General features: G+C 58.3%; 18 protein-coding genes. 11 read left to right on the top strand and 7 right to left on the bottom strand.

Annotation, left to right across the window (positions count from 1 at the left end; all coding sequences use genetic code 11):
• The 9 genes from H6B31_RS04960 to H6B31_RS04920 all read left to right on the top strand — a co-directional run.
• Nucleotides 1–582 (top strand): tyrosine-type recombinase/integrase (locus H6B31_RS04960; RefSeq protein WP_204897488.1); only part of this gene is annotated, 582 nt, incomplete at its 5' end.
• Between the two features lie 371 nt (nt 583–953).
• Nucleotides 954–2597 carry a hypothetical protein gene (locus tag H6B31_RS04955; RefSeq protein WP_204897487.1) on the top strand — a complete coding sequence of 548 codons (1644 nt, stop codon included), beginning with the start codon at nt 954–956 and terminating at the stop codon, nt 2595–2597.
• Nucleotides 2598–4303: 1706 nt separating this feature from the next.
• The gene (locus H6B31_RS17670) at nt 4304–6526 is read left to right on the top strand and encodes an S-layer homology domain-containing protein (RefSeq protein ID WP_204897486.1); all 2223 of its coding nucleotides are present in this window, start codon (nt 4304–4306) and stop codon (nt 6524–6526) included.
• A gap of 575 nt (nt 6527–7101) precedes the next feature.
• Nucleotides 7102–7587: a hypothetical protein gene (locus H6B31_RS04945; RefSeq protein ID WP_204897485.1), complete on the top strand. Its 486-nt coding sequence runs from the start codon at nt 7102–7104 to the stop codon at nt 7585–7587.
• A 175-nt stretch (nt 7588–7762) separates the two neighbouring features.
• Nucleotides 7763–8479 carry a response regulator transcription factor gene (locus H6B31_RS04940; protein WP_204897484.1) on the top strand — a complete coding sequence of 239 codons (717 nt, stop codon included), beginning with the start codon at nt 7763–7765 and terminating at the stop codon, nt 8477–8479.
• Nucleotides 8460–9881, top strand: a complete 1422-nt coding sequence (locus H6B31_RS04935) for a HAMP domain-containing sensor histidine kinase (RefSeq protein WP_204897483.1) — start codon at nt 8460–8462, stop codon at nt 9879–9881. The genes H6B31_RS04940 and H6B31_RS04935 overlap by 20 nt, the downstream gene beginning before the upstream one ends.
• Nucleotides 9882–9943: 62 nt before the next feature.
• Nucleotides 9944–10393, top strand: a complete 450-nt coding sequence (locus H6B31_RS04930) for a MarR family winged helix-turn-helix transcriptional regulator (RefSeq protein WP_243418852.1) — start codon at nt 9944–9946, stop codon at nt 10391–10393.
• A 141-nt stretch (nt 10394–10534) separates the two neighbouring features.
• A complete protein-coding gene (locus tag H6B31_RS04925) occupies nt 10535–12268 on the top strand; it encodes an ABC transporter ATP-binding protein (protein ID WP_204897481.1) in 1734 nt (577 codons plus the stop codon).
• The gene (locus H6B31_RS04920) at nt 12265–14070 is read left to right on the top strand and encodes an ABC transporter ATP-binding protein (protein WP_204897480.1); all 1806 of its coding nucleotides are present in this window, start codon (nt 12265–12267) and stop codon (nt 14068–14070) included. Before H6B31_RS04925 ends, H6B31_RS04920 begins: the two co-directional genes overlap by 4 nt.
• 362 nt (nt 14071–14432) lie before the next feature.
• On the opposite strand, the gene H6B31_RS04915 is transcribed toward H6B31_RS04920, so the two are convergent.
• The 5 genes from H6B31_RS04915 to H6B31_RS04895 all read right to left on the bottom strand — a co-directional run bounded on the left by H6B31_RS04915 (nt 14433) and on the right by H6B31_RS04895 (nt 19876).
• Nucleotides 14433–15434: a tripartite tricarboxylate transporter substrate binding protein gene (locus tag H6B31_RS04915; protein WP_204897479.1), complete on the bottom strand. Its 1002-nt coding sequence runs from the start codon at nt 15432–15434 to the stop codon at nt 14433–14435.
• Nucleotides 15435–15518: 84 nt separating this feature from the next.
• Nucleotides 15519–17018 carry a tripartite tricarboxylate transporter permease gene (locus tag H6B31_RS04910; RefSeq protein ID WP_243418846.1) on the bottom strand — a complete coding sequence of 500 codons (1500 nt, stop codon included), beginning with the start codon at nt 17016–17018 and terminating at the stop codon, nt 15519–15521.
• Nucleotides 17019–17035: 17 nt separating this feature from the next.
• A complete protein-coding gene (locus tag H6B31_RS04905; protein ID WP_204897478.1) occupies nt 17036–17485 on the bottom strand; it encodes a tripartite tricarboxylate transporter TctB family protein in 450 nt (149 codons plus the stop codon).
• Nucleotides 17486–17524: 39 nt separating this feature from the next.
• On the bottom strand, nt 17525–18535 hold the full coding sequence (locus H6B31_RS04900) for a uroporphyrinogen decarboxylase family protein (protein ID WP_204897477.1): 1011 nt from the start codon (nt 18533–18535) through the stop codon (nt 17525–17527).
• 297 nt (nt 18536–18832) lie between these two features.
• Entirely contained in the window at nt 18833–19876 is a 1044-nt protein-coding gene (locus H6B31_RS04895; protein ID WP_204897476.1) for an NAD/NADP-dependent octopine/nopaline dehydrogenase family protein, read from the bottom strand.
• Between the two features lie 352 nt (nt 19877–20228).
• Here H6B31_RS04895 and H6B31_RS04890 point away from each other — a divergent pair, with 352 nt between their 5' ends.
• Nucleotides 20229–21518: an L-cysteine desulfidase family protein gene (locus H6B31_RS04890; protein ID WP_204897475.1), complete on the top strand. Its 1290-nt coding sequence runs from the start codon at nt 20229–20231 to the stop codon at nt 21516–21518.
• 67 nt (nt 21519–21585) lie between these two features.
• On the opposite strand, the gene H6B31_RS04885 is transcribed toward H6B31_RS04890, so the two are convergent.
• Nucleotides 21586–22317 carry a GntR family transcriptional regulator gene (locus H6B31_RS04885; protein ID WP_204897474.1) on the bottom strand — a complete coding sequence of 244 codons (732 nt, stop codon included), beginning with the start codon at nt 22315–22317 and terminating at the stop codon, nt 21586–21588.
• Nucleotides 22318–22533: 216 nt separating this feature from the next.
• Between H6B31_RS04885 and H6B31_RS04880 the strand changes: the two genes are divergently transcribed.
• Entirely contained in the window at nt 22534–23100 is a 567-nt protein-coding gene (locus H6B31_RS04880) for a YcxB family protein (protein WP_204897473.1), read from the top strand.
• Nucleotides 23101–23479: 379 nt separating this feature from the next.
• On the opposite strand, the gene pdxA is transcribed toward H6B31_RS04880, so the two are convergent.
• Nucleotides 23480–24571 carry a 4-hydroxythreonine-4-phosphate dehydrogenase PdxA gene (gene pdxA, locus H6B31_RS04875; protein WP_204897492.1) on the bottom strand — a complete coding sequence of 364 codons (1092 nt, stop codon included), beginning with the start codon at nt 24569–24571 and terminating at the stop codon, nt 23480–23482.
• Between the last annotated feature and the right edge of the window lie 5 nt (nt 24572–24576).

Below are 24576 nucleotides of genomic sequence, written 5' to 3'. Positions count from 1 at the left end.
AAGGTGAAGGCCCTGAAAATCCAGCGGAAGCTGTTCCGGGACGACCGGCGGGAGCTGACCCGGGAGGAGTACCAGCGGCTGCTGGACGCCGCCCACGGTCTGGGCCGGGAACGGCTGGCGTTGCTGCTGGAGACCATCTGCGCCACCGGCATCCGGGTGAGCGAGGTGAAGTATATCACCGTGGAGGCCGCCCAGGCGGGGCGGGCGGAGATCTCCCTGAAGGGCAAGCTGCGCACCATTTTGCTGCCGGGGAAACTGTGCCGGAAGCTGAAAAAGTATGCCAGGGCGCAAAAAACCGCCTCCGGTGAGATTTTTCTCACCAGAAGCGGAAAGAGCTTGTCCAGACGGCAAATCTGGGCGGAGATGAAACGGCTGTGCAAAACGGCCGGGGTGGCCCCCAGCAAGGTGTTCCCCCATAACCTGCGCCACCTGTTTGCACGCACATTTTACCGGGTGTGCCGGGATGTGGTGAAGCTGGCCGACGTACTGGGCCACAGCTCCATCGAAACCACCCGGATCTACCTCATCTCCACCGGGGCGGAGCACGCGGGAATTTTAAGAAAAATGCGATTGATCCTATGAGACAAAATAGGTGTTTAGACTCATAGATTTTTGCAAGAACACCAAATCTTGACATATACTTAAGTGCATTGTAGCACGGCATATCCAATATTTCAAGGGATTCTCCCTGTTTTGGGCACGAAAATCAGGCCGCGTGAAAAAAACATTTCCCACGGCCCGGCTTTTCGCGCCCTTTCGACATTTTCCTCGGTTCCGATTGGGTTAAGATGGGATTGATCAAAGGGGCGGAAGCGCATCCGCCTGCCTCAAGACGCGCCAGAATTCCCGAAACACCTATTTTGCATACAGCCGAAAAGGAGGGGAGAACGGCGGACAGAGGGCCCGCGGCCCGGAACCTGTGCGGACTAAATTTGTGAAGGAGGAGAACAAGTATGAAGCAGAAACTTTTGGCGTCCGCGATGGCATTGGCTATGGTCCTGTCTCTGACCCCGGTGACAGCACTGGCGGCGGAGGGGGATGCTGAGTCCAGCATTGCCGGTGTGTCCGTTTCCTATGGGACCCAAACCTGGGAAACGGACAGCAGCGGCAATCTAGCGGTAACTGTGTCAAACGACAGCGATGTGACCGATTTCGACGTAGAGGTAACCCTTGCCACGGGCGCGGCGTTTACCCCCACCGGACACACGACAGGAGACCTGTATGTGGAGTCCGCGACGGACAGCGCGGCTACCCTCAAATTTGACATCGAGTTGGAGGATGTAGACATCAACGACGACATGTTTGCGTTGAATCTCACATCCACGGACGGAAGCGTCTGGAGCGGAGGCTTTACGGAAGCCGAGGGCCTGACGGTCGGTATGCTGGCAAACTATCTTGCGGGACAGATCATCACCATTCCCGAAGGAGCTCTTGGCGCGGGCAGCGCGGCGCAGACCATGGCGGTCAATCGGGACGCCGCGGAGTCCACACTGCTTTTGCTGGCTCCCGGCACAACCGTCTACACCGTAAACTATGTCGTGGACGGCCAGACGATCACCTGGCAGCTCCCCGCCGGAGCGGATCTGGAAACACCTTATGTCGAGCTATCCGATGGTGAGAGCATTGCCTGGTATACTGACGCAGGATTCAACAACGCTCTGGCAGATGACGCCACCGTGACCGGGAACACCACCTTGTATGGCAATATCACTGGCGGAACGACGGGCAACGGTGAGTTTTACACTGACCTGATCAACGGCAACACTGCAACTATTACGGGTTCGGACGACTGGGAAATTTTTGTCGAGTATGCGGATCAGGCAGATGCCGGCCAGTTGATTATTCTTGGCACTGACATCGATTGTGAAAACGCGACTTATGATTCCTTGACTTTTGCCGGCAGCTTTAATGGCAATGGCAAGACCATCTCCAACGCCAAATTCCGCGCGGTCAGTACATCGTCCGGCGATACCTGCAGCGGTATGTTCGCAAAGATCGGCCCGGGCCAGACCGTCGCCAACCTGACGCTCCAGAATGTCACGGCGCAGTATTCCGGCACCTATGCCGGGGTGCTTGCCGGCATGGTGGATGGCGCCGGCGGCGGCCGCGCCCTGGTCCAGAACGTCCAGGTGCGCGATAGCAGCGCGTCTGGCCGCAGCGCCGGTGGCGTGGCAGGCTTTATCCGCAATGCGGATGTGCGTTACTGCTCCAGCCGTGATACCACCATCACCGGCGTTGCCAACGGCGGCGGAATTGTCGGACTGAACAATAGTAAAGTGGAGTACTGCTATTCCACAACCTCTCCCACTGCGCTGCCTGAATTCTTAAAGGGCCATGCCGGTGGTGTGGTTGGCAAGAATGTCCGCGGCGCTTACACCGAATACTGCTGGGCGACCATGGTGGTCGTTGGCGGCAGCGGTGAAGGGGCCGAAGCTGGTGGCACAGATATTGGCGTGTTTGATAACGTGAGCAATAGCACGACGGTCCGTGATTTTACACGTAAAGGCTTTACACAGGACTGCTGGGTACGCGCAGCTGGTACGGCAACAGATTTTAATACATCCGTTGTTACGTATCCCTTCACGGCAGCCAACTAAACCAAATCAGGCATATCTGTGTCAAGTGGGGCTGTACAGCCAATGCCGGTCGCACAGCCCCACTTATATTTGAAAGAGGTATTCTTATGAATCTAAAACGACTAGGGCAACGGATTTGCTGCAGCCTTCTGGCGTTCGCTTTAGTTGGCACGTTTGTGCCGAACGCATTGGCTGCACCACCTGCAGGAGCTGATATTTATTCAGCTCATTATATGATCAAGGATGGAGAAATTTCAGATGATGCCCTCGATGCTACGGCTCTCGATAGATTGAATCCGGGAAATAGTGTCGTAATAGGGAACACGAATGCTAGTACCATAAATTTGTGGGTCTCTTCTACCGACATGAGCGGAGATACTTATCAAATCCCTTATGTTGTAGATGGTACCAAAAATACATGGTACCTGCAGCAGATCGTTCTGACCAATTATACGAATAGTCAGACCCTCATGGACGCGGACAGCATCTTTAAGGCAACAAACAAAGAAAATTACACATTCGATGTTGCAGAGATTACAATTGACCCTTATACCATCGACGGAGACAGCTGGTATGATGTCTGCTACGGTTGGACTACCACCGCACCGAGCGATTGGGGTAGCGGTTCCAGTGACGATAAAACTTATACCGTCACATATGATTTCGGTATCCCGAGCGATGTTAATTCCATCTTCCCAATTACGGAAGAAGGGATACAAGGAAACGAGAGCTCTGGCAGCTATGATTATATAAAGAATAAAGTAGCTGCTCTGACCAGTACCAAGGTGGAAAATCAGAACTTTGCTGTTGCCGATGGACTGAATATAGAGGGGAAAACAGTTTGGCAGGGGTTCTTCGGTTATACTTGGAACAACCCTGATACATCGTACTATTACTTCGATGGCTGGACGGCAGAAGACGGTAGCGAATATGAAACGGGAGCTACGGCGACCGCCAGCAGTACCCTCGCAGGGAACGACACCCAGATTAAATTCACAGGCGCTTGGACTGCAGTTCCCAAATGGACTGACGAACAATTGGCTCCGGCGGAGCAGAGCGTCCCCTTGGATGTATTTACCCGCGGTGATAATGGGGATCTTCTGATTGCCCAGTCAACGGACACGCTGACCAAAAATGACAACCTCATTTCTTACACCGTTTCCACTGCTGTCAATGACGATTTGCTGCTCAAGAGTAATGTTCCGTTCATGGGCGAGAAGTTTGCGACCTTTGAAATTCTCGTAAATGTTGACCCCAACCTGGAATTTGCGAATCGAAACTCAGACGGTACCGTCACACTTCGGATGGAGTCAAAACTGGTCGTTCCGAAGACTATTGGCACAAAAACTGGTAGCTCTGCCTGGACAGGCGATGGCACAAACTGGACAGTTACCTTTGACCCTGACCAGCTTCTATCGAGTGAAAATAGTCTGGAAATCCACATCCAAGCGGAATTCACGGGGAAAGACTATACAATTGTTTCCGACGTTATGACGCTGACCGGTCTGGACTTTAAGCTGAAGGAAGACGTATTTGAATCCACTGGTGTTGCGCCTCAAGTGAGCACATCAGCCAACATGACGGCGAAAATGAATCTGCGGAATATGGCCGGTCCGGGCGGTCCAGAGGGTTGGGCGAATACCCGCTTCCGCCTATGGGTAGTGGAGCGTTTGCTTGGGAAAAACGATGCCACTGGCGAAGCATGGCGCACATATTTCGAAGGCGGTGTGGATGATCCGACCGCTTACGTCCATGCCCTCCAGTTTCTTGATTACAAGCTGGCCGATTACGACCTGAGCGCCGATAAAACCGCCACGCTGCAAGCCAATACGGTCACGGCCACAATCTTTGAAAGCGAGCCTATCGAAATTAAACCCGCCGATATCACAGTCTACGAGGGCGGCGACGGCGGCTATGACGCGGTGGTGGGCGATACAGGTACCATCTCCAGCAATTCGCTGCCGCATCCCATGTTCCATATCAACGCGCCTGCTGGTGTCGATCCTACGGGACTCACCTTCACCAACGGTGGTAAGTCCTGGACCGTCATCTCTGATGGGAACGGCTACTACCACTTCTCTGAAGGAGCGGGTCAGGACAAGGTCCGTGTCACTTACAGCTACACGGACGAAGATGGTGCGAAGCACACAGTGACAGAGGATGCGTTTGATCCGGCCACTATGGGCGAGGTCTACGGCCAACTGACCATCGAGCTCTACCCTGGTGAGAACAATCTGGACGACGTGATTGCTCAAACGGAAGACGGCAAGACCTATCGGCTCTTGGTTGGCACCGGCACCCTCACTGTCCGCGCGGTGGAGGCCGATGACGCCACCAGCGGTATTCAGGAAGTGCCGGCCGCCGAAGACGGCAGCGTGTCCTATACTGGCAACGTGGCCACCGATTCCGCAGTGGCGGTTGTTCCCGAGGGCACTACCTACACCCTGAACAACACCGGCGTGCAGCTGCCTGAGGATGCCACACCGTCCCTGCTGTTCGACAACATCATTTCTTCCGATGGCAAGGGTGATGAGCGGATCAGCAAACTGCAAGAGGCAGCGGATACGAAACTCGGCGGAGCAAACGAAAACCGCGAATACCAGATCAAGTATCTGGACCTGGTGGACGCCCACAACGGCAACGCCTGGATCAAGGCCAGCAATGGTGTGACCATCTACTGGGGCTACCCCGAAGGCACGGACCAGAGCACCGACTTCAAGCTGCTGCACTTCGAGGACCTGCACCGGGATACCTCTGGCGGCGGCACTACCGGCTTTGACCCCGATGATATCGCCAATAGTAAAATTGAAACGATTGCCGTGACTAATAACTCCAACGGCATTTCCTTCACCGTGGGCTCCGGCGGTTTCTCCCCCTTCGTCCTGGTGTGGGAGACCGCGGCAGAACCTACCCCCGATCCCGATCCCAATCCCGGCGGCGGCTCCGGCGGCGGCAGCGACAGCGACCCCACCGGCAACCTGACCATCTCCCTGGGCGGCAACGGCGGCAATGAGGACTTCATCTTCACCGTCATCTTCACCGACGAGGACGGAGACGAGCTGGAGAACAACTTCTACTACAACGGCGACTACACCGGCACCATCGGCAGCGGCGACGAGATCACCCTGACCGGCGGCGACAAGATCGTCATCCGCAACCTGCCCGAGGGCACCCGCTATGAGGTCATCATCGAGACCGCCGACGGCTACACCGCCACCTCCACCGGCGCCGAGGGCGTCATCCGCACCTCCGGCAACGAGGCGGCCTTCTCCGTCACCCCCACCGTGGTCCTGGCCGACCCCAGCGTCACCGGCGTGACCCGCTGGCTGAACACCACCGACCACATGGCCTACCTCTCCGGCTATCCCGGCGGAACCTTCGGCCCCGATAACTCCATGACCCGCGCCGAGGTGGCCCAGATGTTCTACGCCCTGCTGCTGAACAAGGACGTGACCATTACCAAGACCTTCTCCGACGTGCCCGCCGACGCGTGGTACGCCACCGCGGTGAATACCCTGGCCTCTCTGGGCATGGTCTCCGGCGATCCCGACGGCACCTTCCGGCCCAACGACCCCATCACCCGGGCCGAGTTCTGCGTCATCGCCCTGGCCTTCGCCTACGAGCCTGACAACGCCGTGTGCTACTTCGGCGACGTGTCCCGCAGCGACTGGTTCTACACCTACGTGGCCCAGGCGGCCAGCTACGGCTGGATCGGCGGCTACACCGACGGCAGCTTCGGTCCCAACGACCAGATTACCCGCGCCCAGGTGACCACCATCGTCAACAACATGCTGGGCCGCGTGGCCGACCGTGACTACGTGATCGACCATCAGGCCGACCTGGTCCAGTTCAGCGACCTGACCCGGGCCCACTGGGGCTACTTCCAGATCATGGAGGCCACCAACGCCCACGATTACACCAAGTCCAACGGAACCGAGAACTGGCGCTGACGCGCGCAGATCCGTCTGCTGTTAGACAACAAGCGAAAAGGAGCCCGTCTCCCCTGTGGGAGGCGGGCTCCGCTTTTCTGCTATACAAGCCCCCTGTGTGCCGCAGGTAAAGGCAGAGAAAAGTACAGTTCAGCTGCGGTTCATAGGACGGTACACATGGTTATGAAACCATATATAGCCGGCGTTTTCCTGCGGCATTCACGCAGACCTATTTGGATATCATGGGCTATAATACTGATTTTTTTCATCTAAAAAGGAAAAGTTTCCCCATTGACAAACCGAGCGAATTCGTTATAATGCGTGTTGGCCGGTTCCGTGGTATTGTTTGCGGCCGGAGCGACAGTTTCATAGAGCAGTCATCGGAGGACCCGCGGCCGCAGCCGCGGAGGTGGAGAAAGATGTCGAGTGCGCTCGGTTCCCTGAGAACCGAGCGTTTTTTGTCTGGAGCGGGCCGAAAATTTCAGATTTGTTTAGAAACGGCTTTAGGAACCATTCAGCTTTCCGCGGGAGAATGACCTCAACAAAGGCGGAAAGGCCTTTGGAAAAAATCTAAGATCAGAAAGGAATGTTTCTTTATGTTACTGCGGAAAGAATATCTCACTCGAGGTTTGGCCGTCTGTCTGGCCGGCGTCATGGCTCTGTCCCTGGCGTCCTGTACGGGGAGCAGCAATAAGAACTCCTCCTCCAAGAACAACACCACCCAGTCCCAGAGCAAGAACAACTCCAACCGGAACAACTCCAATTCCAGCAGCCATTCCAACCGAAACAACTCCAATTCCAACAATAGTTCCAGCCGGAATGATTCCAGTTCCAGCAGCAGCGCTAACCGGAACAATTCTGGTTCCAACAGCAGCTCCAGCCGAAACAGCTCTAATTCTGGCAGCGGCAGTTCTTCCAGCAAGAGTTCCGGCTCCTCCAAGAGCGCGGCCTCACCCAGCAGCGGGACGACTGCACGAAACGCCTCCTTCTCCGGCGATGGATCGGCGGTTCTGGCGGAGACGGAGGGCGAAGCCTTCACCTTGACCCGGCAGAACGGTCAGTGGATGCTCACAGACTGCTGAGAACGGCAGCTCTGTTTTTCATACAGGGCCGCGGGGCCGGGAGGACCGTCCCCGCGGCCCCACGGCGTATCTCAACCCCCAAAGCTGCGGGCAAGACCGGCAGGAGCCCGAACGACAGGAAATATGCGCCCCGCCTGTGCGGGAGGAGGGGCGGAACAGGAGGCCGATCCAAACCATGAGCGCGGCAAATATCTTGATCATTGAAGACGACGCGGATATCCGGGAGGGCGTCCGGATCTTGCTGGAGGGGGAGGACTACGCGGTCGCCGAGGCGCCGGACGGGGCTTCCGGGCTGAAGCTGGTGTCCGAGGACACCGACCTGATCATCCTGGACGTGATGATGCCGGGGATGTCCGGACTGAAGACCTGTGAGGAGATCCGCAAGTTCTCCTATGTTCCGGTGCTTTTTCTCACCGCCAAGACCCAGGAGTCGGACAAGCTCATCGGGCTCATGGCCGGCGGGGACGACTACCTGGCCAAGCCCTTCTCCTACTCCGAGCTGCTGGGGCGGGTCAAGGCCCTGCTGCGCCGGTATCAGGTCTACAGGGGCAAGGCGGACGACCGGAAGCAGATCAAAAACCGGGTGCTGGAGTCCTCCGGCATCCGCATCAACCGGGACTTTAACGAGGTTTCGGTAAACGGGAAGCCGGTGGAGCTGTCCAACCTGGAGTATCAGATTCTATTGCTGCTGATGCAGTATCCCAAGAAAATTTTCTCGGCCCAGAACCTGTACGAGAGCGTCTGGGAGGAACCGTTTTTCTACAACTGCAGCAGTACCGTGATGGTACACATCCGAAAGCTCCGCCTGAAGGTGGAGGAGGACCCGCAGAAGCCAAAGCGGATCGTCACGGTCTGGGGAAAGGGGTATCGCTTTGATCCGGTTTTGGAATAAGCGGAGGCGGACCTCCATCTACGCCGAGCTGGGGCGGCTGATGGCGGCGGCCTTTGCCGCCGCGCTGGCGTGCTTCTGCCTGCTGGGCTGGGGCGGTGTCCAGCTGATCGACGAATATTTAGCCCAGTCCAATTATCTGGAGCGGGAGGACGGCCGCCGCATCCAGAGTTTGCAGACCTATGTGACCGAGCACGGCCTGTCCGTCCGGAGCGCCGACTCCCTCACCGCATGGGTGCGGAAGCAGGGGCTGGTGGCCATCCAGGTGTACCGGGATGGGGCCCTGGTATATGACTCCAACTACCCCAGCGTGGACTTCTCCGACCAGGAGACCGAGGAGCTGTATTACGCCTGGGAGCAGATCTACTACGTGGACTTTGCGGACGGGGAGGCGGAGGTGGTCCTCCACGGCTACTATTACTACCAGTTTTACAACTATCTGACCGTGGGGGCCCTGCTGGCCGCCTTCCTGCTGTTTTTGACCGTTGTGATGGCGGGCATCCGGCGGACCATCCGGTACATCCGTGCTCTCAGCGGAGAGATTCGGATTCTGGAGGGTGGCAATCTGGAGTATCCCATCACTGTCCGGGGGCGGGACGAGCTGGCCGAGCTGGCCGAGAGCCTGGAGGCCATGCGCCAGTCCGTCCGGGAGCAGGCGGAGAGCGAGCGGAGGCTCACCCAGGCCAACCAGCGGATGGTCACCGAGATGTCCCACGACCTGCGCACCCCCCTGACCTCCATTTTTATTTTTACCGAGATCCTCCGGCACAAGTGCCGGGACTGCGCCCCCCAGCTGGAGGAGTATGTGGACAAGATCGACCAGAAGGCCCGGCGGATGAAGCAGCTCAGCGACCACCTGTTTGAGTACGCCCTGGTCACCAGCGAGACCCAGGCGCCGCTGGACCCGCCCACCTCCTTCCAGGCGGCCTTTTTCGACGTGTTTTCCGAGACTGCCGCCTTTCTCCAGCAGCAGGGCTTTTCCGTCTCCCTGGACCTGGACTGGAAAACCCGGACGGTCCAGGTCAGTGACGGCTATGTCGCGCGGATCTTCGACAATCTGGTCTCCAACCTGCTGAAATATGCCGATCCGGCCTTCTCCATCTCCGCCCGCACCCAGTACGGCCGCGCGTGGGCGGGATTTGTGCTGGAGAACCGGACACGCGACCCAGGGGACCAGGTGGAGAGCACCAGAATCGGCCTGCACAACATCTCCGCCATGATGCAGAATATGGGCGGACGCTGCGACGTGGAGCGGGAGGGAGACCGGTTCCGGATTGCCCTCCGCTTTCCCTGCCTGCCCTCCTATGACACCGATCGAACCATTCTGCCCTCTCTGGGCGGCGGTACAGAGTGGGGGCCGGATGAAAAAGTTCAAAAAGGACTTGACAAGGCCCTCGAAGAATAGTATGATTTCAGATGTTCTTGAATCGTATAATCTGAAATCATACAAAAGAGGGGCGAGTGGCCATGCAGACAAGCGGGGAGCCGGACACCCGGCTGGAATCCTTCCGGGACGTGTCCATGGAGTTTGACGCGGTCTATGGGATGCTGGCCAAGTCCTGCGGCCTGTCCGGGACGGAGTACTGGGCCCTCATTCTGATCCACGAGGGGGTGGAGACACAGCGGGAGATCAGCGAACAGCTGAGTCTCAGCCGGCAGACCCTGAACTCCGCCTTCAAGCAGCTCATCCGCAAGGGTCTGATCCAACTTTCCCCCTTGGAGCACGACCAGCGGAGCAAGCGGGCCCTTCTCACCCAGGAGGGGCGGCGCTTTGTGGAGAGCACCATCGCCCGGACCCGGCGCATGGAGGAGCAGGCCTGGCAGACCCTGACCAGGGAGGAACAGGCCGATCTGATCCGCCTGACCCGCCAGTTCAGCTCCGCCCTGCGCCAGTCGCTGAACCGTCCAAACAATTAAATTTCTGCTCATCGGAGGGCCTGTGATCGCAATCACACGGGTCAGAGAAGATGTCGAGTGCGCTCGGTTTCCCTGGAGACCGGGCGCGCTCTTTTTATATTCTAAACTGCATTTGTACCAGCATAAAGGAGTGGAACAGCTATGAACTTGATTCTGCGCTTCCTGAAGCCCCACTGGAAGCTGTGCTTGATCACCGTCGTCCTGCTGATCGTGGACGTGGCCGGGGCCCTGTTTATCCCCACCCTGGTGGCGGAGATGCTCAACGACGGCACCTCCGGGGCCTCCTTCGACGCCATCGTCCGCACTGGCATACACATGGCGGCAGTGTCCGTTCTGGCGGGCGTGTGCGCCATCCTGGGGGGCTACGCCAGCGCCACCCTGGCCGCCCAAGTGGGCAAGGACATGCGGGAGGCCATCTACGCCAAGTCCCTGAAGCTGTCCGTCTACGACTTCCGGCAGTTCGGCACCGCCTCCATCACCACCCGCACCATCTCGGACATCACCACCATCCAGTTCGCCCTCACCAGCACCATTCAGATGGTCATTCCCGTACCGGTGATCTGCGTGCTGGCCCTGGCCCTCACCTTTGGCCTGGACGCCCAGATGGGCGTGATCCTGCTGATCGTGGTGGCCGCCGTCCTGCTGCTGGCCTGGCGCATCATGGGCAGCGCATCCCCCCTGTTCCGGAAGCTCCAGAAACTGCTGGACCGGATGAGCACCGTCCTGCTGGAGAACATCACCGGCGTGCGGGTGGTCCGGGCCTTCAACAACGAGATCCGGGAGGAGGGCCGGATGATCACCGCCTTTTCCAACTACGCGGCCACCTCCATCAAGGCCAACCGGCTGTTTGCCAACCTGGACGGCCTCTCCTTCTTCTGCATCAACCTCTTCGTGGTGGTGGTCTACTGGCTCAGCGGCGCACACATCAGCAGCGGCAATCTTCAGATCGGCGACATTACCGCTCTCATCGAGTACGCCATGATGGTGCTGTTCTTCCTGATGATGGCCCAGATGGTCATTCTCACCCTGCCCCGGGCCCTGGAGTGCTGTGAGCGTGTCCGCCTGGTGCTGGACCACACCCCGGAGATCGTGGACCTGGTGGACCGGGACCCGGAGGAGGACTCCTCTAATCCGGAGGTGCTGGCCTTCCGGGACGTGTCCTTCCGCTTCAAGGACGCGGAGGAGGACACCCTGGGCCACCTGAACTTCGTCTGCCGCCGGGGCGAGACCACCGCCATCATCGGCGGCACTGGCAGCGGCAAGTCCACCGTGGCCTCTCTGATCCTCCGCTTCCACGACGTGACCGGCGGCGCGGTGGAGCTCAATGGCACGGACATCCGGAACATGCCCCAGAAATTCCTCCGGGACCACCTGGCCTATGTCCAGCAGAAGGCCCGGCTGTTCTCCGGCACCATCGCCGGCAACCTGCGGTATAGCCGCCCCGACGCCACAGTGGAGGAGCTGATGCACGCCGCCGACGTGGCCCAGGCGGGGGACTTCATCCGCTCCCTGCCCGACGGCCTCAACGCCTTTGTAGCCCAGGGGGGCGCCAACTTCTCCGGCGGTCAGAAACAGCGGCTGTCCATCGCCCGGGCCCTGGTGAAGAAGCCGGAGCTGTACATCTTTGACGACAGCTTCTCCGCCCTGGATTTCAAGACGGACGCCGCCCTGCGGCACGCCCTGGCGGCCGAGACAAAGGATGCGGCGGTGCTTATCATCGCCCAGCGGGTCAGCTCCATCCGCCACGCCCACCAGATCATCGTCCTCCACGAGGGGCGCATGGCGGGCATCGGCACCCACGAGGAGCTGATGAAGACCTGTAAGGTCTACCAAGAGATCTATGAATCCCAGACGAAGGAGGTGCAGGAGGCATGAGCCCCAAAAAGAAATTTGCCGGCATCGAGCACGAGGTGCCCCAGAATACCAAAAGCACCGTGGTCCGGCTGTGCGGCCATCTCCACGGCCAGCGGGTCCGGCTGACTGTGGTGGCCCTGTCCATCGTCATCTATGTGGCTCTGTCCATCTGGAACCCCATGTACAGCGCCATTGTCATCGACCACCTGTGGCAGAGCGTCCAGGCCGCCTGGCAGGCCGGGACCCCCTTCTCGGTCACCGGGACCATGGGCCGGGAGCTTGTCCAGCTCACGGTGCAGTATCTGTTCACCTGGCTCTTCTACTACCTCCAGTCCTATCTGATGGCCAACGTGGCGGAGAGCCTGGTGCTGGAGTTGCGCAGCCAGATCTCCCGAAAACTCAACCGGCTGCCCCTGCGGTTCTTCGACCAGAACAAGGCCGGCGAGATTTTAAGCCAGGTGACCAACGACCTGGACAAGATCGCGGAGGTGCTCCAGACCGGCCTTCTGAAGCTCATCGTGGCCATCGGCACCATCATCGGCTCCCTCATCGTCATGTTCTATTACAGCGTGCCCCTGACCCTGCTGTTCCTGGTGTTCATGGCCGTCAGCATGGCGGTCACCAACGTGGTGGCGCGAAAGAATCTGAAGTGCGCCGCCGACCGGCAGGAGACCATTGCCGTCCTCGCCGGCGTGGTGGAGGAGTATTACAACGGCCGGGATGTGATCAAGGCCTATAACCACGAGGCGGAGTCCATCCAGCGGGTGTCCCAGGCCGCCAAGGCCAACCGGGCCGCCAACCAGAGGGCCGATTTTCTGACCAACTGCGTCAACCCCCTGATTCGTCTGCTCACCCGCCTGGCCCAGGTGGTCATCGCCGTCGTCGCCGGCAAGGCCATGCTGGACGGCGCCATGTCGGTGGGCGTGGTCCAGGCTTTCTTCCAGTATGTGAACCAGACGGCGGAGCCCCTCACCGAGGCCTCCTACATGATCAACTCCCTCCAGGCCGCCCTGGCCTCCGCCGAGCGCACCTTCCAGCTGCTGGACGAGGAGGAGGAGCGCCCCGACCCGGAATATCCCGCCGCAGTGGAGCGGGCCCGGGGCACCATCGCCTTTGAGCACGTCAGCTTCGGCTATACCCCGGACCGCCTGTTGATGAAGGACATCAGCTTTACCGCAAAGCCGGGGCAGAAGATCGCCGTGGTGGGCTCCACCGGCGCGGGCAAGACCACCCTCATCAACCTGCTCATGAGCTTTTACGAGGTGAACGGCGGCCGGATCACCGTGGACGGGGTACCCACCGCCGATATGACCCGCTCCGGCCTGCGGAAGAACTTCGGCATGGTCCTCCAGGACACCTGGCTGTTCGGGGGGACGGTGGCGGAGAACATCGCCTACGGCCGCCCCGACGCCACCCGGGAGGAGATCGTGGCCGCGGCCAAGGCCGCCAAGGTGGACTACTTCATCCGCACCATGCCCCACGGATATGATACGGTGCTGGACAACGAGGCCGGCAATCTGTCCGCGGGCCAGCGGCAGCTGCTCACCATCGCCCGGGTGTTCCTGTGTGACCCGCCCATCCTCATTCTGGACGAGGCCACCTCCAGCGTGGACACCCGCACCGAGGTGGAGATCGGCAAGGCCATGAAGCAGCTCATGCGGGGCCGCACCAGTTTCGTCATTGCCCACCGCCTGTCCACCATCCGGGACGCGGACACCATTCTGTTTATGGAACAGGGCAACATCATCGAGCAGGGGGACCACAAGACCCTGCTGGCCAAGCGGGGGGCCTATGCCGCCCTTTATTACAGCCAGTTTGAGTAACCATATTTTGCGGCGGGGAGATCAGCCGCAAAATATGCCGGATGCGCCGGACCGCATAAGGGCCGGCACATCCGGTACAGAAGGAGAGGATCGTATGAAACATTGGGCAGTGTGGGAGAAGTTCCGCTTCACAGGCTGCCCTGGGAGAGAGGCGGTCAGGTGCATAATTCTGAAAGGAGGACCGCCCACACCGCCGGCCAGGACCATTTCAACAGCGTACAGCCCGTAAAAATGCTCTGATGGGACCGCGCTTAGGGCTGTACAGCGGCCCCGGCGCGGTCCCATCAGAGAGGTTTTCGGGATATTTGGATGGTCAGAAGGCAACAGATAAATTCGTCAATTTCAAAACAGATGGAATCGGATTACCAGGGATTGATCTCATACTGCTCCTGGTAGAACTGCTGCTGACGCTCGATCTCAGCCTGATACTCCTCGGGGCCCATAAAGTCCAGAGGCAGATTCTGGCGGGCGGCATCCTCCTGGAAGTCGGGGTCATTCACGGCCTGCTCCATGGCGTCGGCCAGGATCTGAATGATCTCGTCAGGGGTGCCGGCGGGAGCCGCCATGCCGCGCATCGCGACCTGGGTCTGCTCAAAGCCGCACTCAATGTAGGTCGGCACATCGGGAACCATGTCAATGCGCTCCTCAGAGCCCACGGCCAGCAGATTCACAGCGCCGCCGTTATACTGACCTACAATTTCGGATACGTTGGCACACATCACATCCACCGTACCGCCCAGCAGCGCAGTCAGCATGGGGCCGGTGCCGTCAAAGGGGACCTCACGGAGCTCGATACCATAGGTCTGCTCCATGCGGCGCAGGGTCAAGGCTTCGCTGGTGCCCGGGCCGCTGTAGGCGACTCGCAGGCCGTTCGGATTGGCCTTGGCGGCGTCGATCATGTCTTGGAAGCTCTGGATGTCGCTGTCGGGCACAACGGCCATCGTGCCCGGATCGCTGACAAAATTAGCAATGGGGGCGAAATCGTCCATGGAATAGTTCACCTGATCTCCCATCGTGATGGGATTGAAAACGATGGAAGGCAGGTTGATCATGCCCAGAGTATAGCCGTCAGGCTCGCCGGTGGCAATCGCGGTCCAGCCCACGATGCCGCCTGCGCCAGGCCGGTTCTCGATGGCAAAGGTGCCGCCCAGATATTTCTCGGTGTAGCTCAGAATGCTGCGGGCGGCGATGTCGCTGCCTCCGCCGGGATCAAAGGCGATGATCGCTTCGATGGCCCGCTCAGGATAGGAGCTGGTATCGGCGTTGGCGGCGCTTCCGCTGCCTCCGGTGGCGCCGCCGCAGCCGGACAGCAAGGAGGCGGAGATGGCGGTGACCAGCAGAGCGGAGATCACTTTCTTGTTCATAGGTGTTTCCCTCCATTTTCATTTAACTTAAAGCCGGTTATTTCTTGCCTGGCCCCTTTCGGTCTGCCCAGGCGGTTTGACAGTTTACTCGTCCCCCAGCTGATCCCGCTTCTGCTTGATTGCGGTATACAGGCTGACGACCAGGGCGATGATGCACAGGACGGTAATGACGCCGGAGACAGGGCGCTGGAACAGAAGCAGCAGTCCGGAATCGGACATGGCCACCGTCTGGATCATGGTGTACTCCAGGTTCTCACCCAGGATAAAGGCCAGGATCAGTGCAGCAGCGGGGAACTCCAGCTTTTTCATCAGATAGCCTACGATGCCGAAGAAGATCAATAGACCCACGTCAAACAGACTGCGGCCCACAGAGTAGATGCCCACCATGCAGATGATCAGGATCATGGGGTAGAGCAGTTTGTAGGGGATCAGAGCTACCTTGGCCCACAGGTTGGCCAGAGGCAGATTCATAATCAGCAGCAGTACGTTGCCGATAAACATACTGGCGGTGACGCCCCAGATAAACTCCGGATCGTTCTGATACAGCAGGGGGCCGGGGGTCAAGCCGTGCATAGTAAAGGCGCCCAGCAGAATAGCCACGGTGGGGGAGCTGGGGATGCCCAGGGTAAACAGGGGGATCAGGGCCGCGCCGGAGTAGGCGTTGTTGGCGGTCTCGGGACCGGCCACTCCTTCGATGGCGCCGTGTCCGAACCGGCTGGGATCCTTGGCTACCTTTTTCTCTACAGAATAGGAGATGAGAGAGGCGATGGAGGCGCTGGAGCCGGGAATCAGGCCCAGGACCATGCCGATGCCGGTGCCGCGGCCGATAGCGGCCAGCGTGGGCTTCCACTCCTCGCGGGGCGGGATCATCTTATCCACCTTAGCGGGGACCTGAACACCGGAGACGTCTTCCATGTTCAGAAGAATCTCGGAAATGCCGAACAGACCCATAGCCAGAACGACGAAATCGATGCCGTCCAGCAGCTCAATCTGGCCGAACAGGAACCGGTCCAGGCCGGATCCGCTGTCAATGCCGATCTCAGAGAGCAGCACGCCCAGCACAGCGGCGATGAGTCCCTTGACGACCGACTTGCCCATCAGGCCCACCACCAGCAGCAGTCCGAAGAGCATCAGGCTGAAGAACTCAGGAGGACCAAAGCCAAGGGCAATATCAGCGATGGCTGGGCCAAGGAAGGTCAGACAGACGATGGCCACGATGCCGCCCACAAAGGAGCCTATGGCAGCCACACCCAGCGCCTGGCCGGCCCGGCCCTGCCGGGCCATCTGATAACCGTCGATACAGGTAATAACGGAAGCGCCCTCTCCGGGGGTGTTGATCAGAACCGATGTAATGGTGCCGCCGTACATAGCGCCGTAGAAGATGCCGGCCAGCATGATAATGGCGGTTACCGGTTCCAGGTCATAGGTCATGGGAATCAGCAGTGCCGTACCGGCTACAGGGCCCAGGCCGGGCAGTACGCCCACGAACATTCCCATGCACACGCCGCCCAAACAGAACAGCAGATTCAGGGGGGTCAGAGCAGTCTGAAAGCCGCCCAGAAGACTCATTAAGGATTCCAACATATTCCGTCACCTCCCACTCAGAACCCAAGCGCGTTCACAGGAAGGTTGACTTCCAGCAGCACGCGGAAAATCACAAAAATCACAACGGAAACCACAACAGAAATCCCCAGAGCGGTATACCAGCGGTAGCTGCTGCGGTACAGCAGGAACAGGAACACAGTGCCTGCCAGCACGGAGCCCAGAGGCTTCAGCAGCACCACATACAGCGCCATGTACAAAAGGACCAGCAGGATATTCAGCAGGCCCTTCTTGTCGGGCATGCTGCTGACAGAGTCCTTGCCCCGAATCGAGGTGATCAGGTGGGCTGCTGAGAGGATCAGCAGGATGAGCGACAGGCAGAACGGCATGACACCGGGGCCTGGGCCGATAATGCCCTCAAAGGGGTACTGCAGAGAGTACACGAGGAACAAAACGGCGATGGCAAGCACCACGACACTGCTGATGATACTGATTTTTTTCTTGTCCAAAAAACTCTCCTCCTTTACCGGGAATGAAACGACTGGGGACTAACGACAAAACATTTGATCTTCCACCTCTTCCTTTGTCTTCCGAACTGACTCCAGCATCTCCTCATCCAGAGGATAGCGGATCACGCATCCGGGGGTCAGGATCAGTCCCTTTCCTCCGGTGGACTTCAGGGCGCGGAAGATCTGGTTGCGCACTGCGTTATGATTCCGGTTGGTGATATCGGTGCGCTGCAATCCCCCCATCAGGCACTTGCCGGTGAGAAGAGCACACTCATCCATGTCAGGCAGGCTCTCTCCCACATGCCAGTTGAATACCTGGACGGGATAATCCTTCAGCAAGTCGAACATGATATCGCTGCCGTGGGCGTGGAGTACGTTGAACCAGCCGGAAGACGCTTCGATCACCCGTCTGTCGTAGGGGACACCCAGGGCCTGATATCTCTGGGCGGTGGTCACATCGTAGTTGCTGATCTGAGAGGCAAAGAAGATGCCGTCGGCCCCCAGCTGAGTGGCCCGGCGCACCAGAGCACAGGTGGTTTCAGTGATACGTTCCAGGGCAGATTTGATCTTCTCCTCGCCACCGGCCTGATCCAAATGCTCCTGCCAGTGCTTGCCCGACACCTTGTCGGCGATGGTCAGCGGACTGAAGCATGTGAAGATGACGGGCACGTCATCTCCGGCCTTGTCGCGGATCTCCAGCAGCAGCTCCAGAGAGTGCAGCTCCCGGCTCAGGGCCCCCTTGCCGGGGTCGCATACGGGGATCTTGTCCCAGTCGTCCACGGTGTGAACCGGTGTGCTCACCAGCTTGGCCACGCCCCCCTTCGCGATCTCAGAGTAATCCACCTCACAGCCCAGATCCTCGATGGGGTACATCCCGTTATTCATGGTCTTGATCAGATCAATATCCAGCTTCTTATAGAACTTCCAGCTCTCCTCAGCCAGCTTCTCAGGGTCCATATCAATCCCCGGGAAGTGGGACCAAAGGGCGTAGGGCACCCGGTCCGGGCGCTCTCCCTTCAGTGCGGCGCGGATACGCTCCGCTTTGGTCATTCAGATCGTCCCCTTTCTTCCACACACCCTCAGAATCTAAGCTCTCCCGGCGGGCAGCACGACTCTGCATATTTTGCACAAAATTGTGGGTGCTTGTCTTTGCGATTAAAACGATTCTGCCAACATTCTACTATTAACTTCAAAAAAAGTCAATATATTTTCTTGGAGAACGTAAAGAATATCAATACATTTATTAGGCGCTGTCAGAAAATGTCTTGGTAGGCTGTGCCAAGCACCGGCCGCGGGAAGCAGAAAAATCTTCATTTTTTCGGGACATTCCTAGGGGACGGCGGAATTTCAGTCCTTTTCTCTCAGAATTTCCGTCAGGTCCACCGGGAACTCCGGCCCGGTCATATCAGCCTGCTCTCCCAGTAAGAATTGGTATGCGGCCACCATAAAATCAATGCGGGGGGTGGCCACTCCGTACCGCTTTCCCAGGCGGCTGACAGCCAGATAGCCGTAGGGGACGTCCTCTGTCAAAAAACGGTGATAGGGGGTCTTGGGCAGCTGGACGGACTGGAGGCTGGGGTTGCTCTGTCCCAGTTCCTTAAGACTGGCGCACTGGGCATCCCAGGCGCTGTTCATCAACTCCAGTACACTTTTCGGGGTCCCCCCCAGGGCGCGGATGACCTGGCAGCGCTCCTGATCTGCGGCCATCACCAGGTCCTGAAGCATGGGAGGCAGGCACTCACCGTAGAAAGAGGCCTCCTCCCGGTTGGCCATGCGGGTGATATTGAACAGGCTGATGGGCACGTGGACTGGGGGATTTGTGTTGTTCAGAGAGGTATCCACAATGCTGTCCACCGGGCAGAACTCCGGAAAGGCGTCTCGCAGCTCCCGCGCCGCCTGACAGGCGGCGGAGCCTGGTATAGTGGCGAAGCTGATGTGCTTTTTGATGGGCTTCATATAGGTAGTGGCCGGATATGTGAGGGACGGGGAGCCGGCCAGGTTTCCGCTGGTTTCCCCCAGTACCACCCTTTTTGTCCGGGCCTCGTCCCCCAGGACGCAGTAGAACTCATAGGCGCCCCAGTTGCCGGTGAAAATCACCACCAGCTGTCCTTCCTGGAGCTTGCCCCGCAGCAGCTCTGCCATAGGGCGATGACCTTTGGAGGTGGTGGTTACGAAGAGAAATTTGGCTCCGTCCACTGCCTGGGACAGGTCAGTGGTGGCTTGGACCTTGAAGTTGCCCTCCAGAGCGCCGGATACGGTGATTCCAAAGCGATTGACCGCCTCCGCTTTCTCCGGATCCCGGGTGAATCCGGTCACCTCAAATCCCCGTGCCGCCAGCAGCGCGGCCATGTTGTGGCCTACCTTGCCCAGGCCCAGAACAGCTACCTTCATTGCGCATTCTCCTCCCAGCTTTATGATACTCCGGTCTTCGGACCGGAACCGAGGTTGTATGAGACTGATTGTACCATGGCCGAAGTGGGAATGCCACCCTGCGGAAGCCGGCTTCTGGAAATCAACGCATGGTTCTGATGGCGCTGCCAAGGGCTCGCCCTTCCGATCCGGCTCAAGAGTCTGCCAGCTGATTGCCGGCGTTTGCAGCATTCTGACTATGAAAACCAAAGGACGACGGCCTGTTTTTCATAAATTTTTTAAAAAGTATTGACATTCACTCTGAATTTGATATATTGATATTGACAAATTATAGGCGGAGGAACTAATAAAACATATCAAGGGGGACTTCGTTATGAATCGAAACGATCAGGCATATCAGGACTGCGTCGCCATCCTCAAAGAGGAGCTGCTGCCCGCAATGGGATGTACAGAACCCATTGCAATCGCCTACTGCGCGGCCATCGCCCGCCGGTATCTGGGGGAGCTCCCCGATCATGTGCTGGTGGAGGCCAGCGGCAACATTATCAAAAATGTCAAAAGTGTGGTAGTGCCCAACACCGGCGGCCTGCGGGGGATTCCGGCGGCTACTATGGCCGGCGTGGTGGCCGGCGACCCGGATAAGCAGCTCCAGGTGATTTCCCAGGTGACGGAGGAGCAGAAGAACGAGATCCGCCGGATGCTGGAGCAGGTTAAAACGGAAGTTCGTCTGGCGGACACCAATTTGGTTTTCGACATCATCGTCACCCTGCGGAAGGGGGACTCCTATGCCAAGACCCGCATCGCGAACTACCATACCAACGTAGTTACCATTGAGAAGAATGGCGAGAAGCTGAAAGACGAGCCCGTGGAGGATGAGAGCGAGAAAGGCCTCACTGACCGCTCCTTCTTGAGCGTCAAGACAATCTATGACTTTGCCAATTCGGTTGAGATTGATGACGTTCGGGAGGTGTTGGACCGGCAGATCCAGTACAATACCGCTATCGCGGAGGAGGGGCTGCGCGGAGACTATGGGGCCAATGTGGGTTCCATCCTGCTGCACAGCGGGCCGGATACGGTGAAAAACCGGGCCAAGGCCTACGCGGCCGCCGGTTCCGACGCCCGAATGAACGGCTGTGAGCTTCCGGTGGTCATCAACGCCGGAAGCGGCAATCAGGGAATTACGGTTACCATGCCTTTGGTGGTATACGCCAAGGAACTGGGTGCCAGCCAGGAGCAGCTCTACCGGGCCCTGACACTGGCCAACCTAATCGGAATCCACCAGAAAACCGGAATAGGCCGTCTCTCCGCCTTCTGCGGCGCCATCAGCGCCGGAGCCGCCGCCGGCTGTGGCGTGGCCTATCTGAAAGGCGGAGATCTGAAGGCCATCTCCCACACCCTGGTAAACGCCTTGGCGGTGGTGTCCGGGGTCATCTGTGACGGAGCCAAGGCCTCCTGCGCCGGGAAGATTGCCGTCGGCGTGGACGCAGGCATCATGGGCTATGAGATGTATTGCTATAACCAGCAGTTCCGCAGCGGCGACGGCATCGTGAAGAAGGGAGTAGAAAACACCATCGCCAATGTGGGCCGTCTGGGCCGTGAGGGAATGCGGGAGACCGACCAGGAAATCCTGAAGATTATGATTGAGGACTGGACGAACCCCTGACGGCAGACCTGGGCATAAAAATGGCTGCCGTATTGGATACGGCAGCCGTTTTTTACTTATACCAGGACTATACGGAGAAGAGAAAGAGAGGAACTTCTTCGTCGGAGAGGGAGTATAGCGTGAAGGTAGCGGCCAGGATTTTCATGTTGGCATCATACACAAAAGAGGACCAGATGGACACGTTATCCGGGTCCTCGAAGTGCTCCAAAGCCGGCTCCAAAATAGGAAGCGGACGTGTATTGATGAATACCTTCATAAACTTGGGGTGGACATTGGGAAGAAGCCGCAGGTAGTCATGGATATAACAGTCTCGAATCTGTTCAAAGGAGAGGGACAAATCGGGGGCCACGGAGCAGGGAATGTAGGTATAGTCCCAAGAGATAGAACTCCGGGCGTTGATGTTTTTTCGCACCACCTCATAAAAACTCTCCCCGGCGGGAAGCCCCAGCTTCTGGGCCAGTTCCGGACAGGACGTGAGCACACGGAATTGGGATAGTTCGTGTTTCTTCCCCTCGGAAACTTTAGTAATCACTGCGGCGGAGAATGCCTGAGAAGTACGGACTGGCTCGGTAGAAATTACAAAGCTGCCCTTGCCCCGGATACGCTTGAGGACGCCCATCAGAGCCAGCTCTGAGACCGCCTTGTTGGCAGTGATCCGGGAGACAGAGAACATCCGGGCCAGTTCAGTCTCAGAGGGGATGCGGCTCCCCACGGCATATTCTCCGCTGCGGCATTTTTCCAAGATATAATTTTGAACTTTGACATAATTGGGCACCTGATTGTTTGGCTTTTCAGACATGAGGTCTGCCCTCCTCTCACATTTTTATTGTATGGTATTTGCGGCTATTTGTAAAGATATTTTCTGGAGAAAGCCTGGAATGAATAGGGAGCCGCCCGCCGCGGAGGGGGAGCGCCTTGACAGAACCGGCGGGAGCCCCTATCATATAGCCTGTGCCAGACGGCGGGCTGATCGCTCCGTCTGGAGCGATTGATTGAGACTGGAGGGATACAAAGAATGAAAACAGCTCCTTTTCAGATTCATACGGACCTGGACTATCCTCACCTGCTGGAGATGCATCGAGTGGTGGATGGAATCTTGGCCCCCAAGTGCCTGCGGAAAAAGCAGCGGTTCAATGTGGCCATCAGCGTGATCGATATTGCAGTGGGGATCTTCTGTGTCCAGATGACCGGGAAGCTGTGGGTGGCGGTGATGTTCGGGTTGTTGGCGCTGGCCTTCTTGGCCGCCGGGATTTTCTATTTCCAGATTGCGGCCCGGACTGCACAAAGGCAGATGGACAAGCGGGTCTTTTCCACAAATTACACTTTGGAGGCTGAAGGCATACGAAGCGTCAATCGCCGTGAGGAGAAGGTTTACCCGTATCACGATTGCGGCCGTTTGGTGGAGACAGAGGAAAATCTCTACTATGTCACCCAGAAGGGTGAGGTAGTGATGCTGGATAAAAGTACGCTCCAGGGCGGTGGAATAGAGGAGCTGCGGGCCTGGCTGAGTGAAAAGTGCGGACGGCCAGTCGAATCAGCGGGACCGGACTGGAAAATCCAGAAGAGCCCGGAGAAAAACTGAGGAACTTGCAGGGCAGCCTGAGGGGAGGGGTGCAGCGATGCGCGCCCCCCTGTTTATTTTATGAGAAATTGATGGAGCGGAAGGATGGTCCCGGACTCAGCGCAAGCGCTATTTTCGGTTCCCGCGTCGCTCATTCTTGGCGCGCCTGAAGCTCTGCCGTTTGTAAGAGAACGGAATTTAAAGCATCCGGGGACGGCGGAGGGACTGGAACCCAGCCCATCCGGCCCTCCAAGTTTCCGTCCGGTTACAATCCGGGTCAATGGGACAACAAACAGGAAAAGACCGCGGAAAACAAAAATAATCCGCTGGAATCATTTGATTCCAGCGGATTTCTGCCTGTGGGAGGGGAAATTGAAGCCTGTCTAAGATCCGCGGCAGACTACTGCCCGTTTTTTAATTTTGTATTTGCAAATTGAATGGCATAATCCATCGCGTTGATTAGACTCAACTCATTTGCGTGTCCGCTGCCCGCATGTCCGAAACCAGTTCCATGATCCACGGATGCGCGGATGATCGGCAGTCCCAATGTCACATTGACGCCGGCTACCGCTTCCCAGTGCTTCTCCTGCTTGTTGTAGACAAAGCCCTTCACCTTCAGAGGAATATGCCCCTGGTCGTGGTACATGACTACCACAATATCATACCAGCCGCCCAGCGCCTTGGAGAACACCGTATCCGGGGGAGTGGGCTTCTTTTCGGGGATGTTGATGCCCTCGGCCAGGGCCTCGTCGATGGCGGGCTGGATCTCCTGAATCTCCTCGGTGCCGAACATGCCGTTCTCCCCGCAGTGGGGGTTCAGGCCGGCAACACCGATTTTGGGATTCTCAATGCCCAGGGCTTTGCAGCCCTCGTTGGCGATGCGGATGCACTCCAGCACCCGGGCCTTCTTGACCCGGTCGCAGGCCTCGCGCAGGGAGACGTGGGTGGAGACGTGGACCACCCGCAGCTCCTCATGGGCCAGCATCATGGTGTACTTGTCGGTGTGGGTGTAGTCCGCGTAGATCTCCGTGTGGCCGGAGTAGTGGTGCCCGGCCATGTTAATGGCCTCTTTGCTCAGGGCATTGGTGACGGTGGCATCGATCTCGCCAGCCATGGCCAGCTCGATCACTTTCTTCACATACTGGAAGGAGGCCTCGCCGCCCAGGGCGCAGGCGCCGATTCCAAAGGGCTTGGGCTCTTCCTGGTCCGCCGTGTCCGGGATCTGCTCCTTGGGGACCAGGCCCATGTCCAGCACGTCGATGGTGCCATAGGCGAACTTGGCATCCTGGACGCTCCGGACCGGGTTGAGGGCCAGATCGATGCCGGATACCTTCTTGGCCACCCGGAGGGCGTACTCCATGCTGCTCACGTCGCCCACCACCAGGGGGCGGCAGCGGTCGTAGACGGTTTTGTCGTGGAGCGCCCGGACAGTGATCTCCGGACCGTTGCCAAAGGGATCGCCCATGGTGATTCCCAGAATAGGTCTGTTCATGTTCA

It is taken from the genome of Pseudoflavonifractor capillosus, from assembly GCF_016899775.1.
Lineage (GTDB): Bacteria > Bacillota > Clostridia > Oscillospirales > Oscillospiraceae > Lawsonibacter.
Note: the sequence above shows the minus strand (reverse complement) of the source record. Positions and strands in the feature narration are given on the sequence as shown.

Excerpts from the sequence above, each read along its gene's own strand:
- H6B31_RS04880 (WP_204897473.1), top strand. The coding sequence starts at position 22,534 with ATGAAAACAGCTCCTTTTCAGATTCATACGGACCTGGACTATCCTCAC.
- H6B31_RS04885 (WP_204897474.1), bottom strand. The coding sequence starts at position 22,317 with ATGTCTGAAAAGCCAAACAATCAGGTGCCCAATTATGTCAAAGTTCAA.
- H6B31_RS04910 (WP_243418846.1), bottom strand. The coding sequence starts at position 17,018 with ATGTTGGAATCCTTAATGAGTCTTCTGGGCGGCTTTCAGACTGCTCTG.
- H6B31_RS04895 (WP_204897476.1), bottom strand. The coding sequence starts at position 19,876 with ATGAAGGTAGCTGTTCTGGGCCTGGGCAAGGTAGGCCACAACATGGCC.
- pdxA (WP_204897492.1), bottom strand. The coding sequence starts at position 24,571 with ATGAACAGACCTATTCTGGGAATCACCATGGGCGATCCCTTTGGCAAC.
- H6B31_RS04945 (WP_204897485.1), top strand. The coding sequence starts at position 7,102 with ATGTTACTGCGGAAAGAATATCTCACTCGAGGTTTGGCCGTCTGTCTG.
- H6B31_RS04955 (WP_204897487.1), top strand. The coding sequence starts at position 954 with ATGAAGCAGAAACTTTTGGCGTCCGCGATGGCATTGGCTATGGTCCTG.
- H6B31_RS04920 (WP_204897480.1), top strand. The coding sequence starts at position 12,265 with ATGAGCCCCAAAAAGAAATTTGCCGGCATCGAGCACGAGGTGCCCCAG.
- H6B31_RS04900 (WP_204897477.1), bottom strand. The coding sequence starts at position 18,535 with ATGACCAAAGCGGAGCGTATCCGCGCCGCACTGAAGGGAGAGCGCCCG.
- H6B31_RS04925 (WP_204897481.1), top strand. The coding sequence starts at position 10,535 with ATGAACTTGATTCTGCGCTTCCTGAAGCCCCACTGGAAGCTGTGCTTG.
- H6B31_RS04915 (WP_204897479.1), bottom strand. The coding sequence starts at position 15,434 with ATGAACAAGAAAGTGATCTCCGCTCTGCTGGTCACCGCCATCTCCGCC.
- H6B31_RS04940 (WP_204897484.1), top strand. The coding sequence starts at position 7,763 with ATGAGCGCGGCAAATATCTTGATCATTGAAGACGACGCGGATATCCGG.
- H6B31_RS04890 (WP_204897475.1), top strand. The coding sequence starts at position 20,229 with ATGAATCGAAACGATCAGGCATATCAGGACTGCGTCGCCATCCTCAAA.
- H6B31_RS04930 (WP_243418852.1), top strand. The coding sequence starts at position 9,944 with ATGCAGACAAGCGGGGAGCCGGACACCCGGCTGGAATCCTTCCGGGAC.